The 19,739-nt window shown below is 64.8% G+C and carries 19 protein-coding genes; 11 read left to right on the plus strand and 8 right to left on the minus strand.

Features of this window, described 5'->3' with window-relative positions; genetic code table 11:
• The first annotated feature begins 19 nt into the window (after positions 1–19).
• The 6 genes from cpaB to ACZ1JX_RS10200 are packed head-to-tail and all read left to right on the plus strand — an operon-like array spanning position 20 to position 6,688.
• Positions 20–1,042, plus strand: coding sequence for a Flp pilus assembly protein CpaB (gene cpaB, locus ACZ1JX_RS10175; RefSeq protein ID WP_465123438.1), 1,023 nt, complete (start codon positions 20–22; stop codon positions 1,040–1,042).
• Positions 1,042–2,694: a type II and III secretion system protein family protein gene (locus tag ACZ1JX_RS10180; RefSeq protein ID WP_465123439.1), complete on the plus strand. Its 1,653-nt coding sequence runs from the start codon at positions 1,042–1,044 to the stop codon at positions 2,692–2,694. The genes cpaB and ACZ1JX_RS10180 overlap by 1 nt, the downstream gene beginning before the upstream one ends.
• Positions 2,695–2,708: 14 nt before the next feature.
• Positions 2,709–3,380, plus strand: coding sequence for a CpaD family pilus assembly protein (locus ACZ1JX_RS10185; RefSeq protein WP_465123440.1), 672 nt, complete (start codon positions 2,709–2,711; stop codon positions 3,378–3,380).
• Positions 3,381–3,384: 4 nt separating this feature from the next.
• Positions 3,385–4,650, plus strand: a complete 1,266-nt coding sequence (locus ACZ1JX_RS10190) for an AAA family ATPase (protein ID WP_465123441.1) — start codon at positions 3,385–3,387, stop codon at positions 4,648–4,650.
• 42 nt (positions 4,651–4,692) lie between these two features.
• Positions 4,693–5,667 carry a type II secretion system F family protein gene (locus tag ACZ1JX_RS10195; protein WP_465123442.1) on the plus strand — a complete coding sequence of 325 codons (975 nt, stop codon included), beginning with the start codon at positions 4,693–4,695 and terminating at the stop codon, positions 5,665–5,667.
• Between the two features lie 16 nt (positions 5,668–5,683).
• A complete protein-coding gene (locus ACZ1JX_RS10200) occupies positions 5,684–6,688 on the plus strand; it encodes a type II secretion system F family protein (protein ID WP_465123443.1) in 1,005 nt (334 codons plus the stop codon).
• Positions 6,689–6,761: 73 nt separating this feature from the next.
• Here the strand turns inward: ACZ1JX_RS10200 and ACZ1JX_RS10205 are convergent, their stop codons facing one another.
• The 6 genes from ACZ1JX_RS10205 to ACZ1JX_RS10230 form a co-directional block, all read right to left on the minus strand.
• Positions 6,762–7,769, minus strand: coding sequence for a fumarylacetoacetate hydrolase family protein (locus ACZ1JX_RS10205; protein ID WP_465123444.1), 1,008 nt, complete (start codon positions 7,767–7,769; stop codon positions 6,762–6,764).
• Positions 7,766–8,224: a MarR family winged helix-turn-helix transcriptional regulator gene (locus tag ACZ1JX_RS10210; RefSeq protein WP_465123445.1), complete on the minus strand. Its 459-nt coding sequence runs from the start codon at positions 8,222–8,224 to the stop codon at positions 7,766–7,768. The genes ACZ1JX_RS10205 and ACZ1JX_RS10210 overlap by 4 nt, the downstream gene beginning before the upstream one ends.
• Before the next feature lie 179 nt (positions 8,225–8,403).
• Positions 8,404–9,042: a TetR family transcriptional regulator gene (locus tag ACZ1JX_RS10215; protein ID WP_465123446.1), complete on the minus strand. Its 639-nt coding sequence runs from the start codon at positions 9,040–9,042 to the stop codon at positions 8,404–8,406.
• The gene (locus ACZ1JX_RS10220) at positions 9,039–9,911 is read right to left on the minus strand and encodes a crotonase/enoyl-CoA hydratase family protein (RefSeq protein ID WP_465123447.1); all 873 of its coding nucleotides are present in this window, start codon (positions 9,909–9,911) and stop codon (positions 9,039–9,041) included. Before ACZ1JX_RS10220 ends, ACZ1JX_RS10215 begins: the two co-directional genes overlap by 4 nt.
• Positions 9,912–10,028: 117 nt before the next feature.
• Positions 10,029–10,814, minus strand: coding sequence for an SDR family NAD(P)-dependent oxidoreductase (locus ACZ1JX_RS10225; RefSeq protein WP_465123448.1), 786 nt, complete (start codon positions 10,812–10,814; stop codon positions 10,029–10,031).
• 30 nt (positions 10,815–10,844) lie between these two features.
• Positions 10,845–12,017 carry an acetyl-CoA C-acetyltransferase gene (locus ACZ1JX_RS10230; RefSeq protein ID WP_465123449.1) on the minus strand — a complete coding sequence of 391 codons (1,173 nt, stop codon included), beginning with the start codon at positions 12,015–12,017 and terminating at the stop codon, positions 10,845–10,847.
• A gap of 106 nt (positions 12,018–12,123) precedes the next feature.
• Between ACZ1JX_RS10230 and thiL the strand changes: the two genes are divergently transcribed.
• The 5 genes from thiL (at position 12,124) to ACZ1JX_RS10255 (ending at position 18,350) form a co-directional block, all read left to right on the plus strand.
• Positions 12,124–12,999, plus strand: a complete 876-nt coding sequence (gene thiL, locus ACZ1JX_RS10235) for a thiamine-phosphate kinase (RefSeq protein WP_465123451.1) — start codon at positions 12,124–12,126, stop codon at positions 12,997–12,999.
• A gap of 122 nt (positions 13,000–13,121) precedes the next feature.
• Positions 13,122–15,245, plus strand: coding sequence for a sodium-translocating pyrophosphatase (locus ACZ1JX_RS10240; RefSeq protein WP_465123452.1), 2,124 nt, complete (start codon positions 13,122–13,124; stop codon positions 15,243–15,245).
• 109 nt (positions 15,246–15,354) lie between these two features.
• On the plus strand, positions 15,355–16,527 hold the full coding sequence (locus tag ACZ1JX_RS10245; RefSeq protein WP_465123454.1) for a GNAT family N-acetyltransferase: 1,173 nt from the start codon (positions 15,355–15,357) through the stop codon (positions 16,525–16,527).
• Positions 16,524–17,405 (plus strand): transcriptional regulator, encoded by an 882-nt coding sequence (locus tag ACZ1JX_RS10250; RefSeq protein ID WP_465123455.1) that lies wholly within the window; start codon positions 16,524–16,526, stop codon positions 17,403–17,405. Before ACZ1JX_RS10245 ends, ACZ1JX_RS10250 begins: the two co-directional genes overlap by 4 nt.
• A 45-nt stretch (positions 17,406–17,450) precedes the next feature.
• Positions 17,451–18,350, plus strand: a complete 900-nt coding sequence (locus ACZ1JX_RS10255) for an acyl-CoA thioesterase (RefSeq protein WP_465123456.1) — start codon at positions 17,451–17,453, stop codon at positions 18,348–18,350.
• Here the strand turns inward: ACZ1JX_RS10255 and ACZ1JX_RS10260 are convergent, their stop codons facing one another.
• Together ACZ1JX_RS10260 and ACZ1JX_RS10265 are read right to left on the minus strand one after the other, a co-directional pair.
• Positions 18,351–18,803, minus strand: a complete 453-nt coding sequence (locus ACZ1JX_RS10260) for a hypothetical protein (protein ID WP_465123457.1) — start codon at positions 18,801–18,803, stop codon at positions 18,351–18,353.
• Positions 18,800–19,675 (minus strand): hypothetical protein, encoded by an 876-nt coding sequence (locus ACZ1JX_RS10265; protein ID WP_465123459.1) that lies wholly within the window; start codon positions 19,673–19,675, stop codon positions 18,800–18,802. The genes ACZ1JX_RS10260 and ACZ1JX_RS10265 overlap by 4 nt, the downstream gene beginning before the upstream one ends.
• Positions 19,676–19,739 lie beyond the last annotated feature (64 nt).

Raw genomic sequence — 19,739 nt, forward strand, 5'->3', positions numbered from 1 at the left:
GAGGGCGGGACAAGTAGCCATGGACAAGAGGAAGCTGATGCTGCTGGTGGGGGCGCTGATCGTGGCGATCGGCACGGCCTTTGCTGCACGGAGCCTTTTCGCCGGTGCATCGACGCCGCAGGCGGAAGCCGCGGCCAAGATGCCGGTGGGTCCCAAGGTGCTTGTCGCCCAGCGCGCGCTGCCCGTCGGCACGATCATCACGGCCGATTCGATCAACTTCCAGGCCTGGCCCAAGGACATGGTCCAGGACGTCTACTTCGTCGAAGGCGAAGCCGACATGCAGAAGCTGCTCGGCACTGTCGTCCGCAACCCGATCACCGCAGGCGAGCCGGTCACCAAGGGCAACCTCGTGGCTCCTGGCGACCGCGGCTTCCTCGCGGCGGCTCTCGGGCCTGGCATGCGCGCCGTCACCATTCCGGTCTCGGCCCGCACGGGCGTTGCCGGCTTCGTTTTCCCGGGCGACCACATCGACCTGGTGCTGACCCAGACCGTCAAGGGCGGCGGTGACAGCGGCATGTCGCTCAAGGCTTCGGAAACGATCCTCAAGAACCTGCGCGTGCTCGCAACCGACCAGTCAACCGAGCAGGAAATGGTCGAAGGCAAGACCCGCGTCCGTACCTTCAGCACCGTCACGCTCGAAGTGACGCCCAAGATCGCCGAGAAGATCGCCGTGGCACAGACCATCGGCACGATCAGCCTCTCGCTGCGCTCGCTGGCCGACAACTCGGCCGAGCTGGAGCAGGCCATCGCGTCGGGCGACATCAAGATCCCGGCTGGCGTGAGCAAGAGCCAGGAGGAAGCCCTGCTCAAGCAGGCGATGAACCGTCCGATCGAAAGCACCAAGGCAAGCTTCGTGACCGGTGGCGACGTCTCGCGCTTCCAGCGCTCGACCGCTCCAGTCGCCGCGCCTGCCGGTGGTGCCCCTGCCATGGCCGGACCCGGCCCGCAGATGGCATCGAACGGCGCACCGATCCGCCGGGGCCCCGTGGTCCGCGTGACCCGCGGCAAGGACACCGAAGACGTCGCGCTGGGAGCGAAGTGATGACCCAGGCTCCCTACACCAAGATCATGCACAAGATCCGGAATTCGAAGGGCAGATCCATGAACCGCCGTCTTTCCTCAACGCTCATCTCGGCTGCGATGATCGCCCTGCCGCTGGCTCTGATGCCTGCGACCGGCGCTCTTCACGCCCAGAGCATGACCAGTCCTTCCCGCACTGTCACGATCTCGATCGGGCGCGGCGAACTGGTTACCGTGCCGGGCCGCATGGCCGACGTGTTCGTCGCCGACGACAAGGTCGCCGATGTCCAGGTCAAGTCGACCAACCAGCTCTATGTGTTCGGCAAGGCAGGCGGCGAGACCACGGTCTATGCCAGCAACGCCAAGGGTGACGTGGTGTGGTCTGCCAATGTCCGGGTCGGCAACAACATCGACTCGATCGACCAGATGCTGCACCTCGCCATGCCCGAGGCACGCGTCAACGTCTCGACCATGAACAACACCGTCCTGCTGACCGGCAGCGTGGGTGCGCCCGAAGATGCCGCGGAGGCGGAGCGCCTCGTCAAGGCCTTCGTCGGCGACAAGACCAACGTGATCAGCCGCCTCAAGATGGCAACGCCGCTGCAGGTCAGCCTGCACGTGAAGTTCGCCGAAGTGAGCCGCACGCTGGTGCGCGACCTTGGCTTCAACTTGACGACCATCGACGGTTCGGGCGGCTTCAAGTTCGGCATCGGACAGGGCCGTGCCATCGGCACCACTTTCACCAACGACCCGCGTCTGCCTTTTGCGGTTGGCGGCGGCAACGTGAGCGTGAGCGGATACATTCCTGATCCCACGGGTGCGACCACCAATTTCGTCAAGGGCGCAGGCACCGCAGTCTCGTCGGTTACCTCAGGTTCGACGATCTCGGGCATGGGCAAGCTCCTTGGCCTCGACCTGCTCGGCGCGCTTGATGCCGGCGAAACGCTTGGCCTTGTAACCACGCTGTCGGAACCGAACCTGACCGCGCTCTCGGGCGAGACGGCCGATTTCCTGGCGGGCGGCGAGTATCCCATCCCGGTCTCGCAAGGGCTCGGCACCACCTCGATCGAATACAAGCGTTATGGCGTCAGCCTTGCCTACACACCGACCGTCCTCGCCAATGGCCGCATCTCGCTGCGCGTCCGTCCTGAAGTGTCCGAGCTTTCGAGCACGGGCGCCCTCAAGCTCGAGAACGTGGAAATCCCGGCACTGACCGTGCGCCGCGCCGAAACGACGATCGAGCTCGGCTCGGGCCAGTCGTTCATGATCGCGGGCCTGCTCAGTAACAGCGCGCAGAACACCCTGACCAAGCTGCCCGGCGCAGGCGACGTGCCGATCCTCGGCTCGCTGTTCCGCTCTACCCGCTATCGCAAGGGCGAGACCGAACTGGTGATTGTAGTGACGCCGTATCTCGTCAACCCGGTCAACGCCAACGACATCAAGCTGCCGACAGACGGCTTCCAGAGCCCCAACGACATCCAGCGCCTGCTCGGCAACATGGAGAACGACGGGGTGACCGGGGGCGACCGGCCCAAGCCGACCCAGAAGGAAGGCACCGTTCAGGCCGGCCCCAAGGTCGGTGAACTCGATCAGCCCAAGAGCGCTCCGCAGTCGGCTGACCGCCGCAGCGACAAGAAGGTCGCCGCGGTCGAGCCCGGCTTCAGCATCCAGTGAGAAAGGGTATAGCCATGCGCCTCTTCCAATCCCGCCGTGCGCCGATGGTGCTGGTTCTCTCGCTGGCAAGCGTGCTTTCGGCCTGCTCGGTCAATGCGCCCGAGAACCGCATGCTCAATTCGGTCCACCAGCCCATCGTCCAGCGCGACCGCTATGTGTTCGACATCGAGACCCTGCCCGGCGGCGGCATCTCGATCCCCGAACAGCGCCGTCTTGCCGGATGGTTCGAAACCCTGGGTCTCAAGTATGGCGACAGGATCGCGATCGACGATCCGCTGCAGTCGAAGGCAACCATTGCTTCGGTAGATGCGGTCGCTGGTCGCTGGGGCATGTTCGTCGACGGCCCTGCCCCGGTCACGCCGGGCTATGTCGCCGCAGGCGGCGCACGCATCGTCGTGACGCGCGCCACGGCTTCGGTGCCGGGCTGCCCCGACTGGACCGCCAAGTCCGACTTCTCGATGAGCAATCGCACGACATCGAACTTCGGCTGCGCGATCAACAGCAACCTTGCCGCGATGGTCGCGAACAAGGAGCACCTCGTCCAGGGCGCTGACAGCACCGGCGAAACGGTGGTGATGAGCGGAACCAAGGCCATCGACAGCTTCCGCGCCGCGCGTCCGACCGGCGAGGAAGGCCTCAAGAACAATGCCACGTCCAATGCTGCCGGTGGCGGCGGGGGGAACTGACGACATGAGCTGGAAGAATGCAAACCGCGACGCCTTTGCCGCATTCATGTGCGACGAGACCGCGCTCGACGTGCTTCGCCCGGTCGTCGTCGACATGGGCTGGGCGCCGGAAAAGTGCCACCGTGGCGGCCTGAGAAACGCGATCCAGTCGCTGTCCATCACGGCAAGCCCCAACATCCTGATGGTCGACCTGTCGGAGAGCGGCGATCCGCTGAACGACATCAACGCGCTCGCCGAAGTCTGCGAACCGGGCACCGTGGTGATCGCGGTTGGCCAGGTCAACGACGTGCGCCTCTATCGCGACCTGATCGCCTCGGGCATCCAGGACTACCTGCTCAAGCCGCTCAATCCGGGGCAGATCCGCGATGCGCTGGTCCAGGCGCAGACGATCTTCACCGCGCCCAAGAGCCATGATCCGGCGGCGGTGAAGCGCCATGTCTCGACCGCTGTCGTCGGTACGCGCGGCGGGGTCGGAGCCTCGACGCTGGCGACTTCGCTCGCCTGGCTGTTCAGCACCGATCACAAGCTGCCGACCGCGCTGCTCGATCTCGACGTGCACTTCGGCACCGGCGCCCTGACCCTCGATCTCGAGCCCGGTCGCGGCCTGACCGACGCGATCGACAACCCGAGCCGCATCGACGGGCTGTTCATCGAACGCGCGATGATCCGGGCGAACGACAATCTCGCGATCCTGTCGGCCGAAGCGCCGATCAGCTCGCCGCTGATGACCGATGGCAGCGCCTTCGTTCAGCTGGAGGAAGAATTCCGCCAGGCTTTCGAAATGACCGTCATCGACATGCCGCGCAACATGCTGATCAATTTCCCGCATCTGCTCGGCGACGTGAACGTGGTCATCCTCGCCACCGAGCTCACGCTGTGCGGCGCGCGCGACGCGATCCGTCTGCTGTCCTGGCTCAAGACGAACGCGGCTCATGCCCGTCCGATCATCGTGGCCAACAAGGTTCAGGCAGGCGCCAACGAGATCAGCAAGGCCGATTTCGAAGCCTCGATCGAGCGCAAGATCAACTACATGATGCCCTATGACATCAAGGGCGCGTCGAACGCGGCCAAGCTTGGCCAGACTTTCGTTGCTGCCAACCGCGCATCGAAGGCCGGTGGCGTCATCCGTGACATCGCCCACGCCATCATCGGTTCGGGCGAAGATGACGGTGCAGCCGATGTCGTGCCGGGCGCACGCAAGACCTCGCTGCTTGGCAAGTTCGATCTCAAGAAGATGCTCAACAAGCCCAAGGTCGGCGCGCCCGCCTGAACGGCAGCGCAGCGATCTTGAGGTGACAGGAACGGACCGGCAATGACGAGCATTACCCAGCTGATACTGATGTCCATCGGCATGATGGTGGCGATGGTGCTGGGTTATGCCGCGCTTTCGGGTCCCTCTGCGTCGAAGGAAGGCGGGCGCCGCCTGCAGTCGGTCCGCTTCCGCCATTCGGACAGCGCGATCGACAAGGTCGAGGCGCAGTATCGCAAGACGCTGGCCGCTCGCAAGCCGCGCACGATGAAGATCGCCGGGTCCGGCTCGCGAATGGAGGCGCTCGAACTGCGCCTGCACCGCACCGGCAAGGGCTGGACGCTGTCGCAATATCTCTACTTCAGCGGCGGACTTGCACTGTTCGTCCTGATTGTCGTGTATCTCAAGACCGGCGCCCCATTGATGGCGCTCGGCGCCGGTGTGCTGGTCGGGGGCGGCATTCCGCACTTTCTCGTCTCGCGCGCGATCAGCAAGCGCGTCGACAACTTTACCACGCGCCTGCCCGATGCGCTCGACCTGCTGGTCCGCGGCCTGCGTTCGGGCCTGCCGGTAACCGAAACCCTGGGTGTGGTTGCAAGCGAGCTGCCCGGCGCCGTGGGCGAGGAATTCAAGCTCGTGACCGACCGCATCAAGGTCGGCCGCACCATGGAAGATGCGCTGCAGGATACCGCCGATCGCCTCAACATGCCCGAATTCAACTTCTTCTGCATCACGCTCGCCATCCAGCGTGAGACCGGTGGCAACCTCGCAGAGACGCTGTCGAACCTCTCTGACGTGCTGCGCAAGCGCGCACAGATGAAGCTCAAGATCAAGGCGATGAGTTCGGAATCGAAGGCATCGGCCTATATCGTCGGCTCGCTGCCCTTTATCGTCTTCGCGCTGATCTACTGGATCAACCCGACCTACCTGATGAAGTTCTTCATCGACGATCGCCTGATCATCGCCGGGCTTGGCGGTTTGACCTGGCTCGGCATCGGGTCGTTCATCATGGCCAAGATGGTCAACTTCGAAATCTGAGCGGGGAGGACAGGCCATGATTCAAAACCCGCCCGGACCGACGCTACTCGGCTTCGATGTCTACCTGATCGGTTCGATCCTGCTCGGGATCGCGGCTGCCGCGGTCATGCTGGCGATCTACGCTGCGGTTACCGTGCGCGATCCGATGGCCAAGCGCGTCAAGGCGCTGAACGAGCGGCGCGAACAGCTAAAGGCCGGCATCGTCACGGCGAGCGCACGGAAGCGCCAGAGCATCGTCCGCCGCAACCAGACCACCGACCAGATCCGCGGCTTCCTTGAATCGCTGAAGGTTCTGCAGGACAGCCAGCTCGCGGTTATCCAGCAGAAGCTGGCGCAGGCAGGTATCCGCAAGAAGGAATGGGCGGTCGCGGTCATCCTTGGCCGTCTGGTCGGACCGATCGTGCTCGGCCTGCTGGGCGCAGTGCTGTTCTACTGGACCAACATGTTCGGCGACTGGAGCCCGATGAAGCGCATGGGCGCGTTCATGATCATGCTGATCGCGGGTTACAAAGGGCCCGATGTCTTCATCCAGAACCTGGTCTCCAAGCGCACCAACGCCATCCGCAAGGGTCTGCCCGATGCGCTCGACCTGCTGGTGATCTGCGCCGAGGCCGGTCTCACCGTCGACGCCGCGTTCAGCCGCGTGGCACGCGAACTGGGCCGTGCCTATCCGGAACTTGGCGACGAGTTCGCGCTCACCGCGATCGAACTGTCGTTCCTGACCGAACGTCGCCAGGCTTTCGAGAATCTGGCCTATCGCGTCGATCTCGAATCGGTGAAGGGCGTGGTGACGACCATGGTGCAGACCGAACGCTACGGTACTCCGCTGGCATCGGCACTGCGCGTGCTATCGGCCGAATTCCGCAACGAGCGCATGATGCGCGCCGAGGAAAAGGCCGCGCGCCTGCCCGCGATCATGACGATCCCGCTGATCCTGTTCATCCTGCCGGTGCTTTTCATCGTGATCCTCGGCCCCGCAGCCTGCTCGATCAGCGATACCCTGATCCACAAGAAGAGCTGATCGGGTCGCCAGCAAACGAAGAGGGCCCCGCCGGACATTCCGGCGGGGCCCTCTTCGTTTGATGATCAGGCGTTCAGACGCGCGTTACGGTCTGGTCGATCGCGCCGAAGATGCTCTTGCCCTTGGCGTCACGCATCTCGATCCGCACGGTATCGCCCCACTTGAGGAAAGGCGTTGCCGGTGCGCCTGCGGCAATGGTCTCGACCATGCGCTGCTCGGCGATGCAGGCATAGCCGCGGCCACCCTGCGCAACCGGCCTTCCCGGCGAACCGTCGGGATCACGGTTGGAAACCGTGCCCGAGCCGATGAGCGACCCTGCGACCAGCTTTCGCGTCTTGGCCAGATGCGAGATCAGCACGCCGAAATCGAAAGTGCACTCTTCGCCTGCCTCGACCCGGCCAAACGGCTGGCCATTGACGTCAATCGAGAGAGTGCGGGCAAGCTTGCCGCGAACCCATGCCTCACCCAGCGTGGCAGGCGTGACGAAGACCGGGGAGAAGTGGCTCGCCGGCTTGGACTGCACGAACCCGAAACCCTTGGCGAGTTCGCCCGGGATCAGGTTTCGCAACGACACGTCGTTGACGAGGCCGACGAGGCGAATGCAGCCCAGGGCTTCCTCGGCGCTGACGCCTTGCGGCACATCACCGGTCACGACGACGATCTCGGCCTCGAGATCGCAGCCCCAGGCTTCGTCGGCGAGAAGCAGCGGATCGCGGCCACCGCGCAAGTCGTCGCTCCCGCCCTGGTACATCAGCGGATCGGTCCAGAAGCTTTCCGGAAGTTCCGCGCCGCGCGCCTTGCGGACGAGCTCGACGTGATTGACGTAGGCGCTGCCATCAGCCCACTGGTAGGCGCGCGGCAGCGGGGCGCAGGCCTCGCGCTCGTGGAAGCGCTTGCGCGGGATGGCTTCGTGGGCAAGCTCTATCGCCAAAGCCTCGATCATCGGGAAATAGCGGTCCCAATCGTCGAGCAGGGCCTGCATCGTCGGCACGATATGATCGGCATCGGCGTACCAGGCAAGGTCCTCGGACACGACGATCAGCCGACCGTCGCGCCCCTGCGGCAATGATGCGAGCTTCACTTTTCGTCGCCTTCGATAGCGCGCGAAGCCTTGAGCAGCTTGTCGAGGATCGCGCGCAGCTTCTCCTGTTCGCGCGGCGTGATCGCAGCGAAGATACGGTCGTACATCTCGACCGCTTGGGGCCAGATCTTGCCGTGCAGATCACGGCCCGACGGCGTCAGTTCGAGGTGATGCGAACGACCGTCCTGCTCGTTCGGGCTGCGCTGCAACAAGCTGCGCTCCTCGAGAACCTTGCAGGCGCGATTGACGGCCACCTTGTCCATCAGCGTGGCCCGGACGAGATCGCGCTGGGTCAGCGGCCCCGCGTCGCCGAGCACGGCCATGATCCGCCATTCGGGGATCTTGAGGCCGAATTCGCTACGGTATTCGCCCGCAATCAGGCCGCTCACCGCGTTCGAGGTGATCGCCATCCGGTAGGGCAGGAAATCGGAGAGACGGGACTGTGTCTGGGGCATGATTTCGTATCACATGAAACCAGCCTGATGTGCAAGAGCGAAATAATATGACACCAAGCCGCGTATTTCCCGCTAAATGATTACCGGGAACCGCGCCAGACGAAATTTTCTTTATGGGCCACGCGCGCAGCTATCGCCCGCGTGGGGCGGTACTATGCGTCAGCTATGTGCCCGCGTGATCAGTGTGCGAGTATGCCCGCCATGATGAAATCGACGGTGTGCTCGCGATAACTGTCGCGCAGTTCCTCGGTCAGCGTATCCTGATCGAAACAGTGCTTCAGAACCAGTCTTGCCGAGAAGAAGCGGTCTGCCGCGCCGGTGACGGTGAAGTAGAACAGCTGTGGATCGATCGGCCGGAAAACCCCCGCCTTCACGCCATCGCCGATGAAGCGGTTGTAGGCGCGGTGCAGCGGCAGCAGGTACTGGTCGGCAATGCGTTTGGCCTCGGCCTCGTCGCTGTCACGCACAAGGCGCATGAGCAGGCGATTGAGGTAAGGATAGTCGTAGTAGGTATCGATGCTCTTGGAGATATGGCGGCGAAGCTTGGCTTCCGGGCTCATGTCGTCCTTGGCGAGTAGCGCGTCGACCGACTTGACGATGTTTTCCATGTCGCGATCCAGCAGCGCCTTGAGCAGGCCCGCCTTGTTGCCGAAATAATACTTCACCAAAGCGGAGTTGAGGCCCGAACGCAGGCTCAGCTCCGAGAGCGAGATATCGACCACATCGCCCTCGCGCATGATGCTCGATGCGGTCTGCAGCAGCAGCTCGCGTGCACCCGGCGTTTCCAGGCTGTCCCCCTTTTGCGCTTGCGTACTCATTCCCAACCCGGCTCGTTCCAAAACGGATAAAAGGCAGGCATATCCGAAGAAACGCGTCCAGGGTAGCGGGGAGCGCGCTTTTCAAGGAAACTCGCGATGCCTTCGGCTGCATCTGCCCCCCGCGAAAGGGTGTAGATCGCCCTGCTATCAATGCGATGCGCCTCCATTGGGTGCGACAAAGAAGGATTGTGCCAAAGCATTGCACGGGTCATCGCGACGGACACCGCGCTGGTGTTGTCGGCAATCTCGCGCGCCAGGGCAATCGCTGCAGGCATCAGGTCTTCCGGCTCGTGGAGTGAGCGCACCAGACCACCGCGCAAGGCTTCCTCGGCATCGAACACCCGGCCGGTCATGCACCATTCCAGCGCCTGCGGCGTGCCCACGATGCGCGGCAGGAACCAGCTGGAAGCCGCCTCGGGCACGATCCCGCGACGGGCGAAGACAAGGCCGAAGCGCGCCTTCTTCGAGGCGAGGCGGATGTCCATCGGCAACTGCATCGTCACGCCAACGCCGACCGCTGCACCGTTGATCGCGCCGATCACCGGCTTCTTCGACTGGAAGATGCGAAGGGTGAGCATGCCGCCGCCATCGCGCACGCGCGGATCGGACAGATCGTCGACCGCATCGCCGCTGGAGAACACATGCTTGCCGTCGTCGGGTGTGAGGTCGGCCCCGGCACAGAAAGCGCGGTCCCCCGCCCCGGTCACGATCACCGCGCGGACGCTGTCGTCAGCGTCGGTGCGATCGAACGCGTCGATCATCTCGTGCATCATCGTGCCGGTATAGGCATTCATCTTTTCCGGGCGGTGCAACGTGATCGTTGCGATGCCGTCCGCGATGTCGAGCTTGATCTGCGTGTAATCGGCCAAGAAACCTCTCCCCAAAGTCCGGTGCGCTCTCGCGAAGGCGGGAGCCTCGGTCGGTTTGCGCCAGCGTTCCGTAACGCCACCGAGGCCCCCGCTTTCGCGGGGACGCAACTTGGTGGCTTAACGCGGCGCCATGCGGATCGCACCGTCGAGGCGGACGTCCTCGCCGTTGAAGTAGCCGGTCTCGATCATGCACATGGCGAGGTTGGCATATTCCTCGGGCATGCCAAGGCGCTTGGGGAACGGCACCGAAGCGGCCAGCGCATCCTTCACGTTCTGCGGCGCGCCCTGCAGCAGCGGAGTGTTGAAGATGCCCGGGAGGATGGTGTTGACGCGGATGCCCTCGCCCATCAGGTCACGCGCGATCGGCAGGGTCATGCCGACGACGCCGCCCTTCGAAGCCGAATAGGCGGCCTGCCCGATCTGGCCGTCCTCGGCCGCGACCGACGCGGTGTTGATGATCGCGCCGCGCTCGCCGAACTCGTCGCAAGGATCAAGCGTCATCATGCCTGCGGCCGACTTGGCGATGCAGCGGAACGTGCCGACGAGGTTGATCTGGATGATCCAGTTGAAGGCATCGAGCGGGAAGTGCTTGATCTCGCCTGTTTCCTTCGAGCGGCTGGCGGTCTTGATCGCATTGCCGGTGCCGGCGCAGTTGACGAGGATGCGCTCCTGGCCATGCGCCGCGCGCGCCTTGGCAAAACCTGCATCGACGCTCTCGTCGCTGGTCACGTTGACTTCGCAGAACACGCCGCCGATCTCGGCAGCCATGGCCTCGCCCTTCTCCTTCTGCAGGTCGAAGATGGCGACCTTCACGCCCTTGGCGGCAAGTGCGCGCGCCGTGGCGGCACCAAGGCCGGATGCGCCACCAGTAACGACGGCGGCAACGGTGTTGTCGAGCTTCATGGGGTCAATCCTCTCTCAGAGACTGGGAAATCAAAGGGCCTCGATGATGGTGACGTTGGCCACGCCGCCGCCTTCGCACATCGTCTGCAGGCCGTACTTGCCGCCGCGCGCGCGCAGGGCATGGACCAGCGTCGCCATGAGCTTCGTGCCCGAAGCACCCAGCGGATGGCCGAGCGCGATGGCGCCGCCATTGACGTTGAGCTTCTCCGGATCGGCACCGGTGTGCTTGAGCCAGGCCATCGGCACCGAGGCAAACGCCTCGTTCACTTCGTAAAGGTCGATGTCCGAAATCTTCATGCCTGCCCGCTGCAGCGCGCGATCGGTGGCGAAGAGCGGCTCTTCGAGCATGATCACCGGATCGCCTGCGGTCACGGTCAGGTTGTGGATGCGCGCCAGCGGGGTCAGGCCATGGGCCTTGAGCGCGGCTTCCGAAACAACCAGCACCGCGCTCGATCCGTCGCAGATCTGGCTGGAGCTGGCAGCGGTGAGCGAGCCTTCGGGATTGAGCAGCTTGACCCCGGCAATGCTTTCCAGCGTCGCATCGAAGCGGATGCCTTCGTCCACGGTGTGCATGGCAGGGCCTTCGGGCGTCTCGATCTCCACGCCCACGATCTCGCCCGCAAAGGCTTGCGCCTGCGTTGCGGCAATCGCCTTCTGGTGGCTCGACAGGGCGAAGCGGTCGAGTTCGTCCTTGGTGAAGCCGTGCTTCTTGACGATCATTTCCGCGCCCATGAACTGCGAGAACATGATCCCCGGATACTTCTCCTCGAGCCCCGGCGACTTGTAGTGCCCCAGGCCCTCCTTCATGTGGAAGGTGGCGTTCGAGCCCATCGGCACACGGCTCATGCTTTCGACGCCCGCTGCGATGACCACGTCCTGCACGCCCGACATCACAGCCTGCGCGGCAAACTGGATCGCCTGCTGGGAAGAACCGCACTGGCGGTCGATGGTGACGGCAGGGGTCGACTGCGGCAGAAGCTTCGAGGCGAGCACGGCATTGCGCCCGACCTGCATCGCCTGCTGCCCGGCCTGCGTCACGCAGCCCATGATCACGTCATCGATGGCGGTCGGGTCGATGCCGGAACGCGCCACGATCGCATCGAGGCTCCGCGCGGCAAGGTCCACCGGGTGGACGCCCGCAAGCCTGCCACCCCGGCGACCACCTGCGGTGCGCACCGCTTCCACGATATAGGCTGTGGCCATTTCACTCGACTCCTCGGAACGCCTCTTTAATCGAACGATTAAGGAGCGTTGCACTGATGGTCAAGCGGGCTTGTGGAGTTCCCTGCACCGCCCCATAGATCGCCGCGTGAGCAAGGAACTTGCCCTGATTGAAGCGCTGCGGGCGCTCGCCACGCATCCTGCCGCGCGCGGGCTGGAAGACGACTGCGCCGTGCTGCCGTTCGGCACCGAGACGTTGGTCCTGACGCACGACATGATGGTCGAGGGCGTCCATTGGCTGCCGGGTCAGGACATGGCCGATGTGGCATGGAAACTGGTGGCGACCAACCTTTCGGACCTTGCCGCCAAAGGTGCGGAGCCTGTCGGGGTCATGCTGGGCTTCACATTGGGCGAGGACGATGCCCGCTTCGTTGCAGGGCTTGACGAAGCGCTTTCAGCTTTTGCCGTGCCTCTGCTTGGTGGCGATACCGTGCGGGGTACCGGGCCGCGCAGCCTCGGCCTTACGGCGCTCGGCAGGGCGACCACCGCGCACGTGCCCGGTCGGAACGGAGCGAGGGTCGGTGACACGCTATGGCTTACAGGGCCGGTCGGCGCGGCGATGCTCGGGTACGAAGCCCTGCGCGATGGCACGGGCGCCGACAGCACGGCCTTCCGCCGCCCTGTCCCGCGCCTTGCCGAGGGCGCAGCCCTTGCGCCCTTGGTCACCGCAATGATGGACGTATCGGACGGCCTGCTGATCGATGCCGAACGGATGGCCAAGACCAGCGGCGTGACCTTCGCCCTTGATGCAAGCGCGGTTCCCTTACCCCCGGTCATGCCCGAATCCCGCCGCGACGAAGCCATGCGCTGGGGTGACGACTACGAACTGCTGTTCACGCTTCCCGCCGACACCGAACCACCGGTGGCAGCCACGCGTATCGGGATAACCGTCGCGGCTACGCTATCGCCTGTTACCATTGACGGTGCCCCGCCGCAGGGGCGGCTGGGTTATCTGCACGATTAAAATTCGCGCACAGCGGACGCATCGAGGCTTGCGGGTCAGAAATAAAGCTATAGCTTCCCGCCCGACCCGCAACGACGGGGGCGGACCTTTCGCAGGTCCGGGAGATAAAGGGGGATGCTAACGTGAACCTTGTCGTATTATCGATATTATTCGGGTTGCTGGCCATCGTTTATGGCTTCGTGACCAGCCGTCAGGTGCTTGGAAGCCCGGCGGGCAATGCCAAGATGCAGGAAATCGCCGCCGCCATCCAGGAAGGCGCGCAGGCCTATCTCAAGCGCCAGTACACCACCATCGCCATCGTCGGCGTGGTCGTGGCCGTGATCATCGCGGCAACGCTCGGCAAGATCTCGGCCACCGGATTCGTGATCGGCGCGGTGCTTTCGGGCGTGGCGGGTTTCATCGGGATGAACATCTCGGTGCGCTCGAACGTGCGCACGGCGGCCGCTGCTCAGAACGGTCTGCAGGCCGGCCTGACCCTCGCCTTCCGTGCGGGCGCGATCACCGGCATGCTCGTGGCGGGCCTCGCGCTCCTCGCGATCGCGGTGTTCTACCACTACCTGACCGACATCGCGGGCTACACCGTGGGCGGCGATGACCGTACCGTGGTCGACGGGCTGGTCGCACTGGCCTTCGGCGCATCGCTCATCTCGATCTTCGCGCGTCTCGGCGGCGGCATCTTCACCAAGGCCGCAGACGTCGGCGCCGACCTCGTCGGCAAGGTCGAAGCTGGCATCCCCGAAGACGATCCGCGCAACCCTGCCGTGATCGCCGACAACGTGGGCGACAACGTCGGCGACTGCGCCGGCATGGCTGCCGACCTGTTCGAGACCTACGTTGTGACCGTGGGCGCAACGATGGTTCTCACCGCGCTGCTGCTCAAGGGCCTCGGCGCTGCTCTCGCCCCGATGATGGCGCTCCCGCTGCTGATCGGCGGCGTCTGCATCGTCACCTCGATCATCGGCACCTACTTCGTGAAGCTGGGTTCGTCGAACAACATCATGGGCGCGATGTACAAGGGCTTCCTTGTCACCGCCGTGCTTTCTGTCGGTGCGATCTGGTGGGCCATTTCCTATGCGCTCGGCGACATGGAAACGACCATGTCGTACACCATCCTCGACAACACGGTGACCTTCTCGGGCCGCGTGCTGTTCTACTGCTCGCTGCTCGGTCTGGTCATCACCGGCCTGATCATCTGGATCACCGAGTACTACACCGGCACCAACTACCGTCCGGTGCGCTCGATCGCCAAGTCATCGGAAACCGGCCACGGCACCAACGTCATCCAGGGTCTGGCGATCAGCCTTGAATCGACCGCGATGCCGACGATCGTGATCTGCGCCGGCATCATCATTGCCTACCAGCTCGCAGGGCTGATCGGCATTGCCTATGCGGCAACCGCGATGCTGGCGCTGGCCGGCATGGTCGTCGCGCTCGACGCCTACGGTCCTGTCACCGACAACGCCGGTGGCATTGCCGAAATGGCTGGCCTCGACGATTCGGTCCGTGAAAAGACCGACGCGCTCGATGCCGTGGGCAACACCACCAAGGCCGTGACCAAGGGCTATGCAATCGGATCGGCCGGCCTTGCCGCGCTCGTCCTGTTCGCCGCCTACACCACCGACCTTCGCGAGTTCTTCCCGAACCTCGCGGTCAGCTTCAGCCTCGAAAACCCCTATGTCATCGTCGGGCTGCTGCTCGGCGCGCTCCTGCCGTACCTGTTCGGTGCGATGGGCATGACCGCTGTGGGCCGCGCGGCGGGCGACGTGGTGATCGATGTGCGTGACCAGTTCCGCGAAAATCCGGGCATCATGGCGGGCACGTCCAAGCCCGACTACGCCCGCACCGTGGACCTCGTGACCAAGGCTGCGATCAAGGAAATGATCATTCCGTCGCTGCTGCCGGTGCTCGCACCGATCGCGGTCTACTTCGTAATCGCCGCAGTTGCGGGTCAGGCCAACGGCTTTGCCGCGCTTGGCGCCCTGCTGCTCGGCGTGATCGTCGGCGGCCTGTTCGTTGCCATCTCGATGACCTCGGGCGGCGGCGCATGGGACAACGCCAAGAAGTACATCGAAGACGGCCACCACGGCGGCAAGGGCAGCGAAGCCCACAAGGCTGCGGTGACCGGCGATACCGTGGGCGATCCCTACAAGGACACTGCGGGTCCGGCCGTCAACCCGATGATCAAGATCACCAACATCGTGGCCCTGCTGCTGCTTGCAGCTCTGGCAAGCCACGCCGTCGGCTGATCGTTACCTGAACTGACGCAATTCTGGCCCGCCCGGCTCCAGCCGGGCGGGCCTTTCTTTTGCTGCTTTGTTAACCGGGTTTTCGCGCATTGCCTCTAAGACCCGGGTCGTGAACGCCGCACCCTTCATTGCCGTTGCCCGCCCCCTACCGCTTGCGCCCGCAAGCGAACCTGTCGCGCGGGTTTCACCATGGGGCGATTGGACCGGCGACAAGCAGCGCGCCGCCTGGCAGGCGCTGGCCGACGGTGCATCGACGCCCAACCCCTTCTTTGAACCGTGGTACCTGCTGCCCGCTCTGGAAGCATTCGATCCCAAGGGCACCGGACGGCTGCTCACTGTCGAGCTTGGCGGCGAACTGGTCGGCCTGATGCCGATCACCACGCCGCGCCGCTATGCCCGCTGGCCGATCCCGCACCTGTCGACCTGGCTGCACCCCAACGCTTTCCTCGGCGTACCACTCGTTCGCGCAGGCTGCGAACTGCCGTTCTGGAAGGCAATCACCAACTGGGCCGACGCCAACGCTGCTGCATCGCAGGCGATGTTCCTCCACCTTGCCGCCATGCCGCTGGAACAGCCGTTGACGCAGGCCCTGTTCGATCTTGCCAGCAGCGATGACCGCCGCGCCGCGCTGGTCATGCGCGAGGAACGCGCCCTCCTGCACTCCCCGCTGTCACCAGAGCTCTATCTCGAACGCGCCCTGCCCGGAAAAAAGCGCAAGGAGCTACGCCGCCAGCATGCCCGCCTTGCCGAACAGGGCGCGCTGACGTTCGAGCGCCTGACAGGCGACGAGGGCAATGTCGCCCAGTGGATCGAGGACTTCCTCGCGCTCGAACGCCGCGGCTGGAAGGGAACGAGCGGCAGCGCCATGGCCAGCGCGCCAGCAACCGCCAACCTGTTCCGCAAGGCCCTCGCCGGAGCCGCCGCGCTCGGAAAACTCGAACGCCTTGCCCTTTCGCTCGACGGACGGCGGATAGCCATGCTGGCGAACTTCCTCACCCCGCCCGGCAGCTTCTCGTTCAAGACCGCCTTTGACGAGGCCTTCGCGCGCTATTCGCCGGGCGTCCTGCTCCAGCGCGAGAACCTCGCCCTGCTCTCGCGCCCCGAAATCTCTTGGTGCGACAGCTGCGCCGCGCCGGATCATCCCATGATCGACAGCCTGTGGGCCGAGCGCCGCCCCATAGGCCGCATATCGGTCGCCATCGGCGGCAAAGCCCGCCGCTCGCTCTTCGAAATCCTCCTCGCGCTCGAACTCGGGCGCAATCCTGCCGGACTCGACCGATGAACCAGCCCGCCCCCGCATTTGCAGGCACCGCGCCGCTCGACACCTTCGACGAAACATCGCGCGCGACCTTCGCCGCATCCTATCCGGAAGTGCCACACAAGCTCGTCCACCGCCTCGGCATGCATCCGCTGATGCAACTCGATGCCCTGGCCTGCCTTGGCGAAGCGCTGCCGCAACGCTCGGTCGAGTATAATCGCGCCGCCCTGCCCATCGGCCTCAATGGCGAGAAGGCCCCCGCCAACGGCATCGGCATCGGCGAGACGATCCGCAACATCGCGTCCACCGGCAGCTGGGCCGCGCTCAAGAACATCGAACAGTGCCCCGCCTATGCCGGACTTCTGATGGACCTCCTCGCTGAATTGCGCCCGGTGATCGAGGCGCGCACCGGGGCCATGCTGAAACCGCAGGGCTTCGTCTTCGTGACCAGCCCGGGCGGCGTAACGCCCTACCATTTCGACCCGGAGCACAACATCCTGCTGCAGGTCATGGGCTCGAAGGTCATGACCATGTTCCCCGCAGGCGATGCCCGCTTTGCGCCGGACGAGACCCACGAGGGCTACCACACCGGCGGCGGTCGCGAGTTGTTCTGGCGCGATGAGCTGCTGCCCGCAGGCAAGCAATGGTCGCTGTCGCCGGGCGAGGCGCTCTACGTGCCGGTCATGTCGCCGCATTTCGTGAACAACGGCCCGGCCCCCTCGGTCTCGCTGTCGATCACCTGGCGCTCCGAATGGAGCTTTGCCGAAGCCGACGCGCGGGCCTTCAACGGCTTGCTGCGCCGGATCGGGATCACACCCCGCGCGCCTGGCCGGTGGCCTGCGTCCAACCGCGCCAAGGCCCTGGCATGGCGCGTCTATGCCAAGGCGCGCGGGCTGCGCTGATCTCATACCGTTGACGTAAACGGGCAGTCGGTTCATCGGCGAGGCATGACCGAGAACGACAATCCGACTCCGCAGGAACTGGTCGCGCGCCTGCTCGACCTGCTCAACGTAAAGGACCACGGCGGCGACCGCTTCGAAGGCGCCCGCAAGATCGGCGGCGTGGGTCGCGTGTTCGGCGGGCAGGTGATCGGTCAGGCCCTTGCCAGCGCCGAGCGCACCGTACCCGACGATCGCCCGGTCCATTCGCTCCATGCCTACTTCCTTCGCGGTGGCAGCGAGGACCACGAGATCGACTTCAAGGTCGAGCGCGACCTCGATGGCGGCAGCTTCTCCAACCGGCGCATCGTGGCCAGCCAGCTCGGCAAGCCGATCCTCAACATGGTCGCCTCGTTCCACAAGCGCGAGGATGGACGCTATCATGCCGAGCCCATGCCCACCGTCAGACCGCCTGAGGAACTGGAAAGCGAGGCTTCCCTTCGCGCCCGCTTTGCCGAAAGGATGACCGAACAGCAGCGCAAGTTCATGCTGCAGCCCCGCCCGATCGAACTGCGCCCGCTCGAACCGCGCCACTGGATGGGGCCCGGTCCGCAGGAGCCACGTTCGCACACCTGGTTTCGCTCCGTCGCTGCCCTGCCCGACGATCCGCGCATCCACCGTGCCGTGCTCGCCTATGCCAGCGACATGAACCTGCTGGGCACCAGCACCTTGCCGCACGACATCAGCTGGACGAAGGGCAACCTGATGGGCGCGAGTCTCGACCACGCCATCTGGTTCCATGACGATTTCCGAGCCGACGATTGGCTGCTCTACGCCTGCGACAGCCCATGGGCCGGACGCGCGCGCGGCTTCAACCGCGGTCGGATCTATACGCGTGACGGCAGGCTGGTCGCCAATGTCGCTCAGGAAGGGCTGATCCGCCCGATCACGCCCAAGCCCCAGGGCTGATCAGGGCGCGGGGCAGACCACGCCGCTGATGCGCGGGCGGTCGATCATGGCGAAAACCACCCGCCCCAGCGACGATACACCCGGTTGAGCCGCCAATTCCCTGGCAACGCGTTCGAAACGGCGGCAGTTGGCGGGATCGGTTGCCCCGCCGCCATAGCGGTTGCCAAGCTGGGTAGAGTAGCTTTCATAGGCCCGCTTCTGCGGCGCGAAGAAAGCGCGCAACCGGCGGTCAGCGGCCGAAAAGACCGGGCGATGAGTGCCGAGCATGGCTTCATAGACCGGCGCGATGTCCGTGCCGATTGCCTTGCAGCGCAAGGTCACGGCCATCATCATCGTCTCGAACTCGTGGATCCGCGCTGCGGTCAGCGTTTCGCGATCAAGGCAGGCTTCGGCATGGGCCGGGCTGGCCGCGAGCATGATCGCCGCCATCGCGAGTTCGACCGCACGCCTCATTTCGTCGCCGTCGCGATCTGGCAGGCCGTGATTGGCACGGCCATGATCTCATCGAACTGGCGGACGAGCGCAGCCTGCCGCGCGTAAGTCGTTGCGGCAACCTGCTGCTGATAGGCACTGGCCTCGGCCGCGAGCACGTTCATCGGCGTGGGATCGCGGGCGAGCTGAAAGCTGTCATAAGCCTGCTGGAGCGTCTGCATGTAGGCGATGGCGGCGGCATTGTTGGCGCGCGCGAGTTCCAGCTGCGGCTTGTAGCGCGTTTCGTAAAAGGCATTGCGCTGTTCGGCCGAACAGAACGTGCTCGGCAGCGGAAGATCGGCCACCTCGCTCAGCACCGGTCGCGGCGGAACGGAAAAGCCTTGCGCTGCAGAGACCCGGCTCGTCCCCGCACCCGCTTCCTGCGAGCGAGCGAGTTCGAGCAGCAGGTTCGCGTCGCTGGCCGCTTGCGACGCGTCGGCCGGAGCAGCCCCCGGGGCAGACACGGCAATCGCTTTCGGCTCGGGTCGAACGGGAGCAGGAGCTGCTGCCGGTGCAGCAGGGGGAGGTGCAACGGTTACGACGGCGGGAGCTAGTTGCGCGGGAGGTGCCGCTACCGGCGCCGGTGCCTGCGCAACAGCGGGGGCCGAAAGCGGCACCTTGCGCAGGTTCGCCAGCTTGGCGCGTGCCAGCCCAGCAAAGGTGCCGGCCGGATACTGCTGGAGATAGGCTTCGTAAACTGCCGGATCGTCACTGCCCGAGACCGATTGCCAGAATGCCAGCTCGAACGGAGAGCCGACACCGTTGGCCGATTGCGCGCAAAGCGGCGCAGGCAAGCCGAGCAGCGCTGCCGCCACTGTCGAAAGCGCTGCCACGCGCACCCATCCCGCAAACATTCGAAAAGCCCCCCGGCTGTTCCGTCACCATTGACCAAGGCCAGACACCAGACGGCATCAGCCT

This window comes from Novosphingobium sp. BL-A-41-Hi4A-0G (genome assembly GCF_055521735.1).

Coding starts and splice junctions, on each gene's coding strand:
- ACZ1JX_RS10260 (WP_465123457.1), bottom strand. CDS start 18,803: ATGAGGCGTGCGGTCGAACTCGCGATGGCGGCGATCATGCTCGCGGCC.
- ACZ1JX_RS10230 (WP_465123449.1), bottom strand. CDS start 12,017: ATGGCCACAGCCTATATCGTGGAAGCGGTGCGCACCGCAGGTGGTCGC.
- ACZ1JX_RS10180 (WP_465123439.1), top strand. CDS start 1,042: ATGACCCAGGCTCCCTACACCAAGATCATGCACAAGATCCGGAATTCG.
- ACZ1JX_RS10190 (WP_465123441.1), top strand. CDS start 3,385: ATGAGCTGGAAGAATGCAAACCGCGACGCCTTTGCCGCATTCATGTGC.
- ACZ1JX_RS10185 (WP_465123440.1), top strand. CDS start 2,709: ATGCGCCTCTTCCAATCCCGCCGTGCGCCGATGGTGCTGGTTCTCTCG.
- ACZ1JX_RS10250 (WP_465123455.1), top strand. CDS start 16,524: ATGAACCAGCCCGCCCCCGCATTTGCAGGCACCGCGCCGCTCGACACC.
- ACZ1JX_RS10195 (WP_465123442.1), top strand. CDS start 4,693: ATGACGAGCATTACCCAGCTGATACTGATGTCCATCGGCATGATGGTG.
- ACZ1JX_RS10215 (WP_465123446.1), bottom strand. CDS start 9,042: ATGAGTACGCAAGCGCAAAAGGGGGACAGCCTGGAAACGCCGGGTGCA.
- cpaB (WP_465123438.1), top strand. CDS start 20: ATGGACAAGAGGAAGCTGATGCTGCTGGTGGGGGCGCTGATCGTGGCG.
- ACZ1JX_RS10225 (WP_465123448.1), bottom strand. CDS start 10,814: ATGAAGCTCGACAACACCGTTGCCGCCGTCGTTACTGGTGGCGCATCC.
- ACZ1JX_RS10200 (WP_465123443.1), top strand. CDS start 5,684: ATGATTCAAAACCCGCCCGGACCGACGCTACTCGGCTTCGATGTCTAC.
- ACZ1JX_RS10265 (WP_465123459.1), bottom strand. CDS start 19,675: ATGTTTGCGGGATGGGTGCGCGTGGCAGCGCTTTCGACAGTGGCGGCA.
- ACZ1JX_RS10255 (WP_465123456.1), top strand. CDS start 17,451: ATGACCGAGAACGACAATCCGACTCCGCAGGAACTGGTCGCGCGCCTG.
- ACZ1JX_RS10210 (WP_465123445.1), bottom strand. CDS start 8,224: ATGCCCCAGACACAGTCCCGTCTCTCCGATTTCCTGCCCTACCGGATG.